We start from the raw sequence: 13588 nt of genomic DNA, 5'->3' as shown, positions 1-13588 counted from the left end.
CGAATCCAGCCCCGCCACCCACCAACCCACCTGGCCCACCCCCGACCAGACCCAGCACCAGCCAGCGCCATCACACGGTGCGTTCCCCCCGCACATCCACCACCAGATCAGCACCCTCACAGCCACCAAACGCGCCAATGCTTTCGCCAACCCAGTGGCCTGGCTGGCCAACTTCGCCGCCACCCACGACCTCGGCGCCCTCGACTACCACTACGACATCACCGGGCCCGCCCACGCACTGACATTCACCTGCACGGCAACCCTCGCCGATACCACCGCCACCGCCACCGCCTCGGCAAAAACACCTGCACGAGTCGCCGCAGCCACCGCACTGCTGCACAGCCTGCTCGACACACCCACCCAGGCATCCACCACTGCCAACACCTGACCCCGTCAGGCTTCGCCCCCTGACCACCGAACCCCCGCATCACGCAACGCGCGAAGCCGGTTGAGCGACGCATCGATCTCAGGAACAGGCCCGGCCGTGAGAAGATAGCGCTCGGCGACACCGAAAAACGAAGCTATCGCCCGCAACTCGTCCGCAGTCGCATTGATCTTGTCTCCTGAGCGCACTCGCGCCAGATCCACGGCGCTGACCGACACACCGCTGCGAACACTGATCGCCGCGGCCGCGGCATCCGTCGACAGCGCCGGCTCCCCACCCTTGTGCATCACGTCGAAAAGCAGATTGATTTTCGACGCGAGCAGCGACTCGCCGGCCACAGCCACCACCTGACCGCTTCGCCTTCGCCTGCCGAACAGCCGGCTGACTGTCGCCCCGAATCTGGCGATGCTCACTAAACACCATTCCCTGCAATATCCTCATCGCACAGATCAAAGACGCCAGCGACCTCCACCGCCGCATCCTGCAAGCACTCGCCGCCCAGCGATAACACCAACCTGTTGGTGCGCCACATTTTTCAACCGAGCAAGAGTGCACCGTTACCCCGCTGTTATGCACCGTGCATACGGTCATAGCGGCGGCTCCCGCCGCAACTGCCTCACCACCTGCTCCACCAGCAACACTGCCCGGGCCCGCGCCACATTCAGAACGCGCAACTCCTCCACCCCGAACCCGCCACCACCAGGATTGGCGCGCTTGAGTTCCCACATCCGCTCATTGGCGCCGCCGACAATCCCCCGCAAGCCTTGATCGAGTTGCTCAGCAACCACCGCCGTCTCAGCGGTGACCGGCTGCAAGTCAGGTGGCCACAACCCATCTAGAATCCACGCCGAATGATCCACCGGCCCCGTCGACGACGTCGTCGCAGCCAAAGCCCGTTCAGCAGACTGCCGCATACTGCGCCGCTCGCTACGCCTCACCAGGAAAAATTTAGCGTGCCGCGCCAGCTACCGCTACGACAGATTCTGTTGATCGCTTCGGCTTCTAGGGCCTGGGCGGGCACCGGATCCTCACCGCCGCGCCCACTCGGCCGCGAATGAATTCTGGCGCGCCAACGTAACCTGACCGCGCCCGCCTCGCGCGGCGCCGTTGCCAGCGCTTTAGTGCGCAACGATGCGGATCCGGCCACCGACCACGTTGCCGGACTTGAAAGCTCGCTTCACCACCGTCTCGACATCGCCATCGCCGACCGCCGAAATCCCAAGATCCCCTGTGATGACCGTCAGCCAACCAGTCGACCGTGCGGTGGCGATCCACATCCCGCCCGGATCGTCGCTGCTGAAGTACTCCAGGAACGGCCCGGGCCGGCCAGGTAGCTGGTCGATATAGCCGGAGCCGTCCGGATTTAAGTGAACCGTGTACCCGGCAACCTCGGGGAACGGTTGATCGAGAGCCGTTGCCAGATCGAACCCGTCACCCAGCCACAACCCGGTATCAAGACCGGTCTGCTCACCGGTGTCTGTAACAGCGAACACGTTGCGGGGCAGATCGACAAGCATCATCGCCTCCACGCGATGACCATCGCGGCCTGGCCCGAAGACCACCTTGAGAGTCGTCACGTCATCACCGTCAAGCTGACTCGGATCAACAGCGGCACTGTCAGACACATGCGACAGCACGCACCTGTGGTGAGCAAACTGCACCACCGGCGGAAAATTCGGCGGTATCGCCACGACAACACTGGTCAGTTCAACACGAGCATCCCCCTGCTCGCCGCAGCCGACACACTTGTAAACACCCACAGTCGCACGAGCTTCGGCCATCACCTGCTCAGGCATGACCTTGCGAACCTCCGGCGCAAAAACAAGACGAGCACGGGCAGCCATATGTCCAGACCGTACCTGCTACCCGTCAGCGTGACACTGCTGACGCTCGTTACCGCTGCGATTCGTTGTGCTGAGACGCATTCGGCTACCAGCGCTGCTGCTGCTCATCGTCTCGCTGCCTCAGTTCAAAGGCCGTTGATGACGGTGGTGAGGTTCGTCCAGAAGCCGTCCGGAGCCAACACGTAGATCACGTAGCTCAAGTAGGCCATCAGGCTGACTAGGGAGAGGATGAGACCTCGGTGCTCGGAGCGGCGGCGGGTGCGCTCTGCCTGCCGCTGACTGCTCTGCAATCTCTGCTGGTACGCGTGCATATCGATCATCTCGCTGAGCGGCCTGCTCTTATCTTTCCCGTCGAGGTCCCACATAGCGTTCACCTTTCGTTCGTTGAGGTCGGACTATCCCTCACAGTCCGACCCACTTCCGTTGTTCCCGATACCCGAAGGGGCCAGCGGATCACGCTTGAACCCAACCTCACGCAACGCAGCATCAACGAGCTCGACATTGCCCATCTGATCCGGCCGCAGCATCACCGCGATGGTGCCCGCTGCCTCACACCACTCCAGTCGATCCGCGACACAGGCCACCGTGCTGAACATCTTCTGCTGCGCGCGGTAGGCACGGATGAACTCATCGCGCGTGAGCAGTCGACGCTCGCCCGCGTTGCGGACCTCATCGTCGACGCGCACGTACCACAGCGTCATCTCAGCACTCACCACTACATCGTCCGTCCTACGACCCGGATCCCAACCGCGCATCCTGGCCGTCGATCACCCGCCCGGCATAGGCCAGATTCACCGCCGCAATCTCCTTGCCCGGCAACGACATCACCGTTCGCAGGTGAGCAACGACCGCCACCAGCACCGTCAACACCCCACCCGCCAACAGCCCATTGCCCACCACCTCGGAGACGACCGTCGACGCAAGACCAAACCGAACCCCCACACCAGCGGCCAACCAGAAGACCCCCAACAACGCCATCAGCACCAGCCAACGCCGGCTCACACCCGCCACACTCCTGCGCAGGACATGCCGAACCGCCCTGTCACAAGCCAACCGCTCTACCTCGATACACCGGTGCACGGCCTCGTCATCATTACCAGCCGGCACATCCGGATGAGTGATCCCGCGCAACCGCTGCACGACCTCCGGATGAGCATGCAACGCATCCAGATAGGCCCCAATCATCCGATCGTCGTAGAACTCCACGCAACGAAGCCGCCGATCCACCAGCGGGTCCAACGCATTCACCTGATCACCTCCACGCGAGTCTTGGCCATGGGCACATGATGGCGCACGGGCCGGACAACCATGTGCACACCGGCGGGGCATGCAGCCCCCGGTCAAGTACCGTCGCCCCCATGAGCCGCCTCGCCGAGCTGTCCGACACCGACGTCATCATGGCCGCGATCTGGCTGCTGGCAATGATCGGCGCGATTGCCGTACTGGTCCGGATGCTGACCTTCCTCGTCCACGAGTTTCGCGCAGATCTCCGCGAATACCGCGAGGCCGCCCAACGTCGTCGCCACACTCAGCGGTAGCGAGCCGTGTACGCCTCAGCCACCCGAATCGAACACACCTTGGTACGACTCGCGCCATGCGACTCGGCGGTGCCCCAGGGTGAGTCGAGGGGTGCTGAAGAGGTGTAGTTTCCGGTGGTGTTTGCGGTAGTATCGCTGGTGGAATCACCGATCGCTATCAGTGGAGGTGCGCAATGGCTGTTCTCACTGCTTCTGCGGCTGAGCGTCTTGACTTCGAGTCGACGCACTTTTCGATCAGCGAGATCGCACAATATCTACAGGACACAGTGGGGCAGCGGGTCGCCGCGGCGATCGCAGGCCTGTCCGACGCCAAGCAGATCGGCCGCTACGCGCGTGACGAGGCCCGCCCGCACGCGACAACGGATCGGCGCCTGCGCGCAGGCTACAAAGTCGTGCGGATGCTCGTCGACGCCTACGATGCGACCACCGCCAAGGCATGGCTGTTCGGGACCAACACCCGTCTCGACGATCAGGCCCCGATCGAGGTCCTGGGCGCGGCAACGCAGAGCGCGGATTTCACGATGACCGTCCAGGCCGCTCGGCAGGTCGCTAGCTTCCAAGGGTGAGTGAAACCACCGTCGGCCCGCTGTGGCGCGTCGGGTATCACGCTGCGCCACTAGCGTTCACACCACTGGACATGTACGCCTTCAATCACCGATTCGACGACACTCCAGAGTTGAGCCGGTTCCGCACGATGTACTTCGCCGAGATCCAGGAGACATGCCTGCGAGAGGTCCTGGCAGACTTCAGGCCCAACCTTGAAGCCAAGCAACGCCACATCGAACGTTACGGACCTGAAGCCGCCGACGACATTCCAGCCCAACCGGTAACAGCGACATGGCGACGCCAGAACGTGCTCGCCCCAGCCACCCTGCAATTGGATGGCGACCTGGTCGACCTGTTCGATCCGGGGGTCCGCCAAGGCCTGGAAAAACGCCACCAACAACTGCTGATCGCCCACGACATGGACCACCTCGATCTGCACCAGATCACCGCCAAACGCCGCATCGTCACCCAAACAATCGCCGGGGACCTCTTCGAGCGAGGTGCAGCCGGCATCCGGTTCCCCTCACGCCTCGACGGTCGAGTCTGCATTGCGCTGTTCGAGCACCGCGGCGCACCAGTCGCAGCCGGCGCCATCGTCGCCCTGACCGACCCGGCGCCAGCGGCGTTGATCACCGTGACAGACCAGTGGGAACTCAGGCGAGAACCCGCTCAACCAGCCTGATGCGAGCTAGCGCGAAAGCTGACAACCGACCTTCGCCGGGGGCACGATAGCTTTTAAACAGGCGTGTCCGCTGTCGCAATCGCGACACGGATCGGCTGCGCGCCAAGCCACCTAACATAGGCATCCCCGGGCGAACCAAGGTCATCGGGAACATCGGCGCCGAGCACGGCCGCCGCCTGCCGCCGGGGCAGGCCCAGCGCAACCCTGGCCGTGAAATTACTGAAATAGTTTGCAGGCTCCAACGATTCCCACAGGCTGTACGGGACGCCGACCACCATCCGCAGACCAAGGCGATGACCGTGAGCAGCGAGCAGACGCACCACACGATCGAAGTCCTCGCCCTGCAGCCATGAGAAATTGTCAATCAGAACGAACGTCTCGGGCACGTCAGCCCGAGACGGACTATCAACAGGATTGGCCCGCAGAACATCCCGGTACCGTTCAATGCTGGCCACGCCCGCGGACTGCAGCAATCTCTCCCGCCGATCTACTTCGCCCGCCAGCGCCTGAGTCAGCCGGTGCACTGTCCACTCACGACGATCCTCAGCGAAAGTGACATGGCCGCGGCAATGCGGAACACCCGAGTCAACCTCGGCGTATTCCTGCCCGCCCGCCTTACCCTCGACGACAAAAATGCCAGCATGCGAAGGGTGGTGGGTAATAGACAACGAGAGCAAAAGCGTCCGCAACAGCGTAGTGGTACCAGCACCCGGAGCCCCGACCACCAGTACGTGATCATCAAGGCTGGACCAGCGCGAAAAGTCGAGTGAGACGATCGCCCCGCTGGCATCAAACCCGATCGGAACCCTCAAATCTCTGCTGCGACCATCATGTGCGTCCCAACGCGCCGCTAGATCAAACTCCGGCCCCTCTAACCCAAGCAGCTCAAAAACCCCTGGCGTCCGTGGAGTCACGGCGTACCCCCCTCGATGCCGACCCGAGCGGAACACCGGGCCCCTTGTGACAACAGTAGAACTCAATCCACGGCACGAGCGCCAGCGGCAAGCCGCATCCGGACGGTGAGCGCTTTGGCCCGCCGGCCAGTGATGCTCCCGCAGTCCCCGCCCGGGCCAGAACGACCGCACCGCTAGCGTGCAAACACGTCGTCAGGCCATGCCGAGGAAGACGAGCAGTCCGCGTTCGAGTTGCAGCATCTCGGTTGCCGATACCTTGCCGATACCTTGCCGATGCGTTGGCCGATCTTGGACCTGGGAACCGTGGTGATCTTGTCTACCATGATGTGGCTCGGAACCGTGAGCCCGTTGGAGACGTTGGGGTGCAAGAGTATTCGCAACAGGGGTGCGCCAGTGTTGTCGGTTGTGAGGGGGCAGATTGTGACAGAATCCGTGGCGTCGAAGCGGTCGTCTTGGACGACGAGCACTGGCCGTGGTTTGCCTGCGTAGTCGCGGCCGGAAGCTGTCCAAAGTTCTCCGCGAATCACTCGGCGTCGAAGTCCTCATCGTTGAACTGGGAGATGGCATCCACAAAGGCCTGGTCCTCGGCCGCGTTGCTGGAGGCTGCTACGAGGGCTGACTGGCGGTGGGCTTCCTCGGCGAATCCTGGTGCGCGAGTGTCTGGCACCCAGATTTGGAGTGGGCGTAGTCCTTGTTCGCGGAGGCGGGTTCGGTGGTCGGCGACCCGCCTGTTGATGTCCCGGTTGGCCATGCACACAATGTTACATGTAACTTTATGGGTTGTGGGCAATGTTCAGCTGCTCGCCCGTCGCCGCGCAATCTCGGTTTCGACCATCTCCATCACCTGGTCGACCTGGTCAACGTCGACTCCAGAAAGATCGACGTTGGGAACGTTCTTAAATTCTCGAAACGCTATATTTCCCTTGAAGTCGGGCACCACAAAACCTGGTTCGTCACCGATGTTCTCGATCGTCATACTCCTTGACCTTCCTTGCCTATTCAGTTCCACACGAGTTCTGACTATCGGTCACATGATGTCGCGCCAGTCGGACAACCACGTGCACACGCGGCCGCGAGAGCTCGTTGCTCGACTGCATGACCTGCGTAGATACCGCAAACCGCCAGGACGGTTGCAAACATCCGCTCGAGAGACCGGTACATGCCTTCAGGCTGAAAGCCAAATCGACAGCCGGGCTGCGCCAACGCCAACACCAAGACCAACGGCGAGGGCGGTGACAATGCAGATTGGGACGAACCCGTACCAGACGATGGTCTCGGGCATGGCCGGGCCCGACATCGATACGGGCCCAGTCCCTGGATGCAGCATGCTCTGCCCCACCACCACCGCCGCGCAGGTTCCGATAGCGACCACCACAACCCAGGTGAGGACTCCGATGGCGACAGCGATCACCCGATGACCCGTTGAAGCTGACATCCACCACTCGTGGCCCCGACCCTCAGCGTCTTCTTCTGTCAATTTCCCCGGCCCCTTCCGGCTTTCGGTACTAATTATGGACGGCTGAGTTCGGACGGTTTCGGTCCAACGTCCGCCGGGTTCTGGCCGAGGTCGCTACTGCGCTTAATGAACAGCGGTCGCAGGAAAGCTCCGAGCTCCGCGACGATCACAGCAGCTGGCACGAGAACCAAAATCTGGGTGACGACGACTAACCAGTCGGCATAGCGAGGTACCCCAGTCACCCGAGCTAGCAGCAGAATCGACGCCACCAACGCTCCTACGGCCAAGCTCAGCCGAACCGCCCGTTGAAGCGCTTTCGCAATCATTGCTCCTCTATCTCCAATGTCTAATGGCCTATGCGCGGCTATGGCCTCCAGGTCGACTGGCGGGGCGTCGGCCATCCAGACCTCTGCGGCTGCCGACCTTGCTGGGACTGCGGCCGGCGGCGGCAATTTCTTAGCACCGCTGCCCGCGCCGGGGCGGCTTGAACTCGACGTACCAAGTGATCGCAAACATCACCAGGAAGAACACATAGAGCGGGCTGGGCACCCCGAACGCCACCATGAGACCAGCCACCGTCACCCAGCTCACGGCAAATATCACGGAGAGTGCCCTGCGCAGAGGAGTGAACCCCCCGCGCTCCCCGTCAGCCTCCATATCGGAGGACGACCAATCATTGCTTGGCATTGCTGACTCCTTCGTTTTTGTTCCTACTCGGCCAGCGGACGGGCTGGATGAAGGACCGCCCACTCATGAGCCGACAACAGCGCAGACACGATCGCCCGAATCTGCAGCGTCAAGACCGCACTGTAAGCCCGTGGTCGGACACCCAGCTGCCACCGCGGCGGCCAGCTCGAACCGACAACCCCAAGCACGTGGGCCGAATCCCGGCGGTCCAACTGCTCAACGCGATCCTCGGCACCGACACCGGGAACTCGGCCAATGATCTGATGCGGCGCCCTGTGCAGTAATCCCGGGACCTTACCACGATAAGGCATGATGCCGTATCGTGGTGGTATGGGGCACGCACCGTTCGACAGAACAACCGCACGAACAACCCTCGTCGAACGCGGCCTCAGCACCCTGGCCGCCGACGAATTCCTGATGAGATCCCTACTCACAGCCACCGAAGTCGCCACCGTCCTGGGCGTCAAAGACGCCCGAGCCGCACGCGACACCCTGCGCCGCTGGGGCGTCAAACCGATCGGCCGCGGCCCAGGCCGCACCGGCGAGAACACCTACCCAGCCGAACTGGTGTGGCAACACCACCAGAACCGCCCCGGCCGCGGCTGGCGCAAGGGCCAATCCACACCCCAACTCAACGAGAAAGAAACCGCCATGACCACCACCGCGCCGACACTGCCACTCAGCGACGTAGAGCCCTGGTACTCGCGCCACGACGACGTCGTCACCCTGGCGGCAGTCCTCGTAGAGGCAGACTGGCTCAGCACACCGCAGGACGTCGTCGACTTCTTCGCCGCACCCTGGAAATGGAACAAGCAATTCCAAATCTGGGCCCTCGCCGGCCGACCGCTCCCACCCTCGCCAGACGACCTCGCTCAAGCACGCATGCTCGGACACGGAACCCTGCGGCAGGAACTGGAGCGCAGGTACCAAGACGACACCGCACAGTGGGAGTCGCTCACCACAGCCCTCGACGAACTCGATAGCGCCCCCGCGCCGGACCAGCTCCCCGACCACGCAACCTCGACCGTCCGGGCGTTCCCGAAACGTCCGCGCAAGAAGTAAGAAGGCAGATAGGGTCGCCCGCTGCTGCCGGTTTGATGGCGAGCCAAGCCACCGACGCGACAGGTATCGCAATCTGATAATCACCTGCTGATAATCATTGGTGCATGGAGCAGATCGTGATCCGGAACCTTCCCGCTGCACTTCACCATCGCTCCGTCGAAGCCGAAGCCCGTGCGATCCTCACCGCGGGACTGTCGGGTGAAGACGTTCCCATGTCGGTACTGCTGGCTGCTGACACCGGCCATGACATCGACTTCGATCCTGAGCGCGATACTTCTGCCCGCGACTCCCGGGCAAACTACGCTGAGGATTCACGACGTGGAGGGGGACTGAACCATGACTGAGCCGTACGAACAGCACCACCTGCCCCAGCCCCAATCGCCGCCCTTGCCCAATCCGGGCATGCCGCAGCCATATCCGCAGAGTTCACCCACCTCGCCGCCGGTTCCTCAGTACGGGCAGTACCAGTACGCCCAGCCGCCGGCGGTCCATGTCAACCTCTACCGGCCCGCCGCCCCCACCAAAAGCGCAGCCCTGGCGGTGATCCTCGCGTTTCTCTTCGGGCCACTGGGAATGCTGTACTCCACCGTGACCGGCGCCCTGGTGATCTTCTGCATCAACCTCGTCGTCATCGCTATCGGCGTTCTCACCGTCGGCTTCGGATTCCTGCTCGGATTCTGCACCTGGATAGCCGGCATGGTGTGGGCCTACACCGCCACCGAAGACTTCAACCGCAAACTGCGCTACTGACCACCACGGTCAGGCCGGCACGACGCCCAACGGTGCGCCGGCCAGCCGCGACGCATACAGCAAGTCGGCGAAACCTTCGACGGTTGAGGAGTTCCGCAGGCACAGCACCGCTTCAGCGGCCCGGGCGGTACGAAACGTCCACTCCGGAGCCTGCGCATCACCGCCGGTTAACGAGATCCCCGACTTGGACAAGTCGAACGCACTCGATGCCTGCTGATACTCCCGCTCGACATCGGCCCAATCGCTAGCCGTGAGCTCCGCGCCCTGGCTCACGAGGTCGATCGCCAACCGGCACCCCGGCGTCGACAAACTCCCCGATACCGACGCATTGGCCGCCAGCTGCGGAGCCAAACCCATCCGCTCATCCACACTCATCATGTTGGCCTGCTGCCAATCCCACGGACTGGCCACCGCCGTCCGATGCTGCCCCACTCCCCCGGCACTACCGGCCTCAACCGTTCGCGCATCGACACTGACCGCACGCGCCCCCACCTGCGACGCCCAATCCTGTACCCGATCCAACGACCAAGTGGAGGCCATCACCAACGGCCGCGCGCCCGGTGAGGCATCAACACGGGCCTCGGCGTGATACTTGAGGACCTCCAGCGGATCCGACCATCCTGCCGTCGCCGACCGCTCCCACAGGTCCCGCCCGATGAACGGGTCTCGCACCGCCAGATCGACCTCGTTGGGGATCCGCACCCCCAACGGCACATAGGAAGGCCCATCACTGGTGGCCAGCCAGGCCGTAGCGCCACCATCACGCTCGAGGAATATCGATACAGCCGCCGACCACCATGTGGCGTTGAGCATGCCCAGGCCGCGAATCTGGCTGATCACCGACTCGAGAATCTCCCGGCTGGCTTCAGAAGCGGCAGACACCATCGCATCCCCACCGCCACCGTCGGCGGCGCTCATGGCACGCATCGGAGATCCTTGGACCACCGCCGGCACGACCGTCGCCCCGCCAGTCGCGGTCGACGAGCTCGCCGCCGGCGTGGAAGTCAACCCCGCAGGCCCGACCCCACCCCCGCTGGAGCCAACATTCGGGGAACCGCTCACCGGGGCCCCGACAGGATTGACCACCCCGCCGCCGCCCGCGGCCGACGCAGGCGGCGGGGCCATCATCCCCACCGGCCCACCGCCACCAGGCGCCGCGCCGGCAGGACTGGTCACACCCGCAGGACCAGCAGACGCCGGAGCCGCAGGCGCTGAGCCCGCGCTGGCATTGGCCGCCCCTTGAGCAACCTGGGAAGCGATGTTGCTGCCCGTACCAACAACATTCGCCGCCGACGACACCGCACCAGAGCCCATCCTCAACGCGGACTCCGCCGCGCTAGCACCCGAACTGATCGCACCAAGACCACGCCCACCAGCACCCGCAGCCCCAGACCCCGTCGCACCCGCCGCAGACGCACCCCCAGACCCACTAGCACCGGTCAATGAAGAGTTTGGATGAGCTCCGGCCGGCGACCCGCTACCACCCATCCCCGACGATGACGCCGGCGACGAAGACCCAGAAGACGACGCCGGCGACGACGACGCTGGCTTCATCATCGACCCGATCGCCGACGCCGGACTGCTACCGCCACTACCACTACTGCCACCGCTACCGGCAGACGGAGACGACGTGGACGGCGAGGACATCGACGGCTTCGCAGGCTCCTTCGGAGTCGCCAAGGCATCCTTGGCTTCAGTGCGAAGGGCGGCCTGCTGCACGTTCTTCTCAGCGCCGGATTTCTGGTCGGTTGCATTCTCCAGGGCTGACTGCTTGTTCTTCCCCGTATCTTTCATGTCCGACGCCGCTGAGCTGTAGTCGATGGGCTTGGCCATGTTGTTATCGAGCGGCGCCGGTGACATCGGACCATTGCCCATACCTGCCGGCTGGACGGGAATCTGCGGGGCCGGGGCCTGTGGCGTCGCCTCGCCAAGGAGGCCGTTGATGAACGGGTCATTCCAATTCTGGATCGCCGCCGAGTATCCCCCCACAATGCTGGCGCCAGTCGCGTCACGCAGCTGAGCATCTTCCTTAGCCGCAGCGACAGCGGCGGCGATCGCAGTTTCCAGCTGCGCCTCGATAACAGGAATCGCCGCAGCCGCCGCGGGTGTGCCCTGGGCTGAATCCTTGGCCTTCTGGGCGTTCTCCCGCGAGGTCTTGATCACCTCCTCGGCCTTGTTGACGATGCTGACCATGTCCGTCTTGGCATCAGTGATCGCCTGCGAAGCCGAATGCGCAGTCTCAGAGGCCTTCTCATACATCGAGATCCGATTCATCAACGCATACTCGCGCGACTTGGCCAACCGAAGCGCCGAGGCGATGAACTCCCCCGACTGCGTCGCCAAGAGATCACTGATATCGCGCTGAGCCTCCAACTCGTGCTTGAGCCGGTACGCCTCCGACTTCAACTCCAAGCCCACCCCAGACCACGCCATCGCCGTCTGAGACGGCCACGATCCAGTCAGAATCTCAACCGAATGCTCCGTCAGCGGAAACGCAACATCGCCACCACTACTCAACTCCCACAGCCCCCTTCAACTACGGCGCAAGCCGTGTGCACAGCGCAGACATCTGTTCTGCAGTGTCAGTGGCAACGGCGTGCGCGTTGCCGTTGAGATCGTCAAAGTTGCTGTACGCATCGCCTAGCGCGTAGTAGGCACGGACGGTGGTATTAGACGTCGCCAACAGGATGGGCGACGTGCCACGTGCAATCTGAGCCTTGAGGACATCAGCTGCTTGCCGGTACTGCGCGCCGGCGTCGTGAACGGCTGCCGTCCACGACGGATTGGCTCGGACTGCAGGGTCGAGGATGCTGTCGGCGCCGATCGCCGCTTGGGCATTAGTTGCGTTCCTGATGTGGACCGAGGCGTTGAGCCAGCCCTCCTGGCACGTCTGTCGGTTTGCCTGGTCGAGTGGTAGCGGCGCGGGTCGAGGCGGTGGCGCTGCGGTGACGGTCACCGGTGCGGGGGCGGCCGGCGTGGTCGTCGATGCGTTCGGCCCGCCGCTGGTGATGGCCAGTGCGGTAAGGGTTGCGAGGGCAGCGCCGATCGCCGCGCCTGCTACCAGCTGCGGCCAGAGTCGCCGGGCACCGGTGGGTGGTGCGGCCGGTGGCGGGCTTGGCGGCGCCTGTGGCGCGGTCGCGGTGGGGCGGGCGTGTGAGGTGGTCATCGGCAGATCACATTCATCATTTCCTGTGTCGCTTGGAAAGTGGTCATTGCTTTCAGGACGTCGGGGTCGAAGGTTGTGTAGGCGATACTGACGGTTTGTAGTGCGCTGGTTGCGGTTTGGGCAGTGTTGGCCAGCGTTTGTGAGGTTCCTGGGGTGATTTTGATGGTTTCTGCTGCTTGGTTGTAGAGCTTGCCGGCTTTGAGTGCTCCGGCTTTCCATCCGGGGCTGTTCTGGACTGCGGGGTCGGTGATGGTGGTGCCTTGTGGGATGACGCCTTGGGCGAGTGCGGCGGCGGTGACGAGCATGCTGGCGGCTTCCCAGGTGCGGCAGGTTTGTGGGTCGGCCTGGCTGGCGGGCAGTGCCTTGGGCAGTGGTGGTGGGCTGGGGGTGACGGTGATGGTTGCCGGGGCCGGTGGTGCGGCGGTCGGTGTGGGGGTGTTGTTGGTGGCGGTGATCGTCGTGATGGTGGCGGCGATGAGTGCGCCGGCTGCGGTGGCGGCGGCGATCGCGGGCCAGCGACGTCGGCGGCGTGCGGGGGGTGCGGCTGGCGGGTAGGGC

19 protein-coding genes and 2 pseudogenes are annotated in these 13588 nt (G+C 63.8%); 7 read left to right on the top strand and 14 right to left on the bottom strand.

Going from position 1 to position 13588, the window contains the following annotated elements; translation table 11 throughout:
- A pseudogene (locus E0T84_RS32045) lies at positions 1-388 on the top strand (hypothetical protein); the annotation flags it as partial.
- Between the two features lie 5 nt (positions 389-393).
- On the opposite strand, the gene E0T84_RS31120 reads toward E0T84_RS32045, so the two are convergent.
- The 6 genes from E0T84_RS31120 to E0T84_RS31095 form a co-directional block, all read right to left on the bottom strand.
- Positions 394-798 (bottom strand): hypothetical protein, encoded by a 405-nt coding sequence (locus E0T84_RS31120; RefSeq protein WP_138746396.1) that lies wholly within the window; start codon positions 796-798, stop codon positions 394-396.
- Between the two features lie 174 nt (positions 799-972).
- Positions 973-1215 (bottom strand): hypothetical protein, encoded by a 243-nt coding sequence (locus E0T84_RS31115; RefSeq protein ID WP_138746395.1) that lies wholly within the window; start codon positions 1213-1215, stop codon positions 973-975.
- Positions 1216-1503: 288 nt separating this feature from the next.
- Positions 1504-2229 (bottom strand): hypothetical protein, encoded by a 726-nt coding sequence (locus E0T84_RS31110; RefSeq protein WP_138746394.1) that lies wholly within the window; start codon positions 2227-2229, stop codon positions 1504-1506.
- Between the two features lie 125 nt (positions 2230-2354).
- Positions 2355-2594, bottom strand: coding sequence for a hypothetical protein (locus tag E0T84_RS31105; RefSeq protein ID WP_138746393.1), 240 nt, complete (start codon positions 2592-2594; stop codon positions 2355-2357).
- 30 nt (positions 2595-2624) lie between these two features.
- Positions 2625-2942 (bottom strand): hypothetical protein, encoded by a 318-nt coding sequence (locus E0T84_RS31100; protein WP_138746392.1) that lies wholly within the window; start codon positions 2940-2942, stop codon positions 2625-2627.
- A gap of 16 nt (positions 2943-2958) precedes the next feature.
- Positions 2959-3477: a hypothetical protein gene (locus E0T84_RS31095; protein ID WP_138746391.1), complete on the bottom strand. Its 519-nt coding sequence runs from the start codon at positions 3475-3477 to the stop codon at positions 2959-2961.
- Positions 3478-3587: 110 nt separating this feature from the next.
- Between E0T84_RS31095 and E0T84_RS31090 the strand changes: the two genes are divergently transcribed.
- The 3 genes from E0T84_RS31090 (at position 3588) to E0T84_RS31080 (ending at position 4995) form a co-directional block, all read left to right on the top strand.
- A complete protein-coding gene (locus E0T84_RS31090) occupies positions 3588-3767 on the top strand; it encodes a hypothetical protein (RefSeq protein ID WP_138746390.1) in 180 nt (59 codons plus the stop codon).
- A 173-nt stretch (positions 3768-3940) separates the two neighbouring features.
- Entirely contained in the window at positions 3941-4333 is a 393-nt protein-coding gene (locus tag E0T84_RS31085; protein WP_138746389.1) for an XRE family transcriptional regulator, read from the top strand.
- A complete protein-coding gene (locus E0T84_RS31080) occupies positions 4330-4995 on the top strand; it encodes an RES family NAD+ phosphorylase (RefSeq protein ID WP_138746388.1) in 666 nt (221 codons plus the stop codon). The genes E0T84_RS31085 and E0T84_RS31080 overlap by 4 nt, the downstream gene beginning before the upstream one ends.
- 53 nt (positions 4996-5048) lie before the next feature.
- Here E0T84_RS31080 and E0T84_RS31075 read toward each other — a convergent pair whose 3' ends face one another.
- The 5 genes and pseudogenes from E0T84_RS31075 to E0T84_RS31050 form a co-directional block, all read right to left on the bottom strand.
- Positions 5049-5909, bottom strand: a complete 861-nt coding sequence (locus E0T84_RS31075) for an FtsK/SpoIIIE domain-containing protein (protein ID WP_171055242.1) — start codon at positions 5907-5909, stop codon at positions 5049-5051.
- A gap of 192 nt (positions 5910-6101) precedes the next feature.
- Positions 6102-6436 (bottom strand): annotated as a pseudogene (locus tag E0T84_RS31070) (type II toxin-antitoxin system PemK/MazF family toxin).
- A complete protein-coding gene (locus tag E0T84_RS31065; protein ID WP_138746386.1) occupies positions 6433-6660 on the bottom strand; it encodes an antitoxin MazE family protein in 228 nt (75 codons plus the stop codon). The pseudogene E0T84_RS31070 and the gene E0T84_RS31065 overlap by 4 nt, the downstream one beginning before the upstream one ends.
- A 42-nt stretch (positions 6661-6702) precedes the next feature.
- Positions 6703-6885 (bottom strand): hypothetical protein, encoded by a 183-nt coding sequence (locus E0T84_RS31060; protein WP_138746385.1) that lies wholly within the window; start codon positions 6883-6885, stop codon positions 6703-6705.
- A 936-nt stretch (positions 6886-7821) separates the two neighbouring features.
- Positions 7822-8052 carry a hypothetical protein gene (locus E0T84_RS31050; protein ID WP_138746384.1) on the bottom strand — a complete coding sequence of 77 codons (231 nt, stop codon included), beginning with the start codon at positions 8050-8052 and terminating at the stop codon, positions 7822-7824.
- Between the two features lie 330 nt (positions 8053-8382).
- Between E0T84_RS31050 and E0T84_RS31045 the strand changes: the two genes are divergently transcribed.
- The 3 genes from E0T84_RS31045 to E0T84_RS32120 all read left to right on the top strand — a co-directional run bounded on the left by E0T84_RS31045 (position 8383) and on the right by E0T84_RS32120 (position 9864).
- Positions 8383-9114 (top strand): hypothetical protein, encoded by a 732-nt coding sequence (locus E0T84_RS31045; protein ID WP_138746383.1) that lies wholly within the window; start codon positions 8383-8385, stop codon positions 9112-9114.
- 116 nt (positions 9115-9230) lie between these two features.
- The gene (locus E0T84_RS31040) at positions 9231-9458 is read left to right on the top strand and encodes a hypothetical protein (protein ID WP_371726390.1); all 228 of its coding nucleotides are present in this window, start codon (positions 9231-9233) and stop codon (positions 9456-9458) included.
- A complete protein-coding gene (locus E0T84_RS32120) occupies positions 9451-9864 on the top strand; it encodes a hypothetical protein (RefSeq protein WP_212757746.1) in 414 nt (137 codons plus the stop codon). The genes E0T84_RS31040 and E0T84_RS32120 overlap by 8 nt, the downstream gene beginning before the upstream one ends.
- A gap of 9 nt (positions 9865-9873) precedes the next feature.
- On the opposite strand, the gene E0T84_RS31030 is transcribed toward E0T84_RS32120, so the two are convergent.
- The 3 genes from E0T84_RS31030 to E0T84_RS31020 form a co-directional block, all read right to left on the bottom strand.
- Entirely contained in the window at positions 9874-12297 is a 2424-nt protein-coding gene (locus E0T84_RS31030) for a hypothetical protein (RefSeq protein WP_212757745.1), read from the bottom strand.
- A gap of 103 nt (positions 12298-12400) precedes the next feature.
- Entirely contained in the window at positions 12401-13030 is a 630-nt protein-coding gene (locus E0T84_RS31025; protein WP_138746380.1) for a hypothetical protein, read from the bottom strand.
- Positions 13027-13588 (bottom strand): hypothetical protein (locus E0T84_RS31020; RefSeq protein ID WP_138746379.1); only part of this gene is annotated, 562 nt, incomplete at its 5' end. The genes E0T84_RS31025 and E0T84_RS31020, both read right to left, overlap by 4 nt.

The organism is Mycobacterium sp. DBP42 (assembly GCF_005924235.1).
Lineage (GTDB): Bacteria > Actinomycetota > Actinomycetes > Mycobacteriales > Mycobacteriaceae > Mycobacterium > Mycobacterium syngnathidarum.
This window is presented reverse-complemented; position numbering and strand designations above follow the sequence as displayed.

Bases quoted from the DNA above. Each gene is read 5' to 3' on its own strand.
- E0T84_RS31105 (WP_138746393.1), bottom strand. From the start codon at position 2,594: ATGTGGGACCTCGACGGGAAAGATAAGAGCAGGCCGCTCAGCGAGATG.
- E0T84_RS31065 (WP_138746386.1), bottom strand. From the start codon at position 6,660: ATGGCCAACCGGGACATCAACAGGCGGGTCGCCGACCACCGAACCCGC.
- E0T84_RS31045 (WP_138746383.1), top strand. From the start codon at position 8,383: ATGGGGCACGCACCGTTCGACAGAACAACCGCACGAACAACCCTCGTC.
- E0T84_RS31060 (WP_138746385.1), bottom strand. From the start codon at position 6,885: ATGACGATCGAGAACATCGGTGACGAACCAGGTTTTGTGGTGCCCGAC.
- E0T84_RS31085 (WP_138746389.1), top strand. From the start codon at position 3,941: ATGGCTGTTCTCACTGCTTCTGCGGCTGAGCGTCTTGACTTCGAGTCG.
- E0T84_RS32120 (WP_212757746.1), top strand. From the start codon at position 9,451: ATGACTGAGCCGTACGAACAGCACCACCTGCCCCAGCCCCAATCGCCG.
- E0T84_RS31090 (WP_138746390.1), top strand. From the start codon at position 3,588: ATGAGCCGCCTCGCCGAGCTGTCCGACACCGACGTCATCATGGCCGCG.
- E0T84_RS31050 (WP_138746384.1), bottom strand. From the start codon at position 8,052: ATGCCAAGCAATGATTGGTCGTCCTCCGATATGGAGGCTGACGGGGAG.
- E0T84_RS31025 (WP_138746380.1), bottom strand. From the start codon at position 13,030: ATGACCACCTCACACGCCCGCCCCACCGCGACCGCGCCACAGGCGCCG.
- E0T84_RS31030 (WP_212757745.1), bottom strand. From the start codon at position 12,297: ATGGCGTGGTCTGGGGTGGGCTTGGAGTTGAAGTCGGAGGCGTACCGG.
- E0T84_RS31110 (WP_138746394.1), bottom strand. From the start codon at position 2,229: ATGGCTGCCCGTGCTCGTCTTGTTTTTGCGCCGGAGGTTCGCAAGGTC.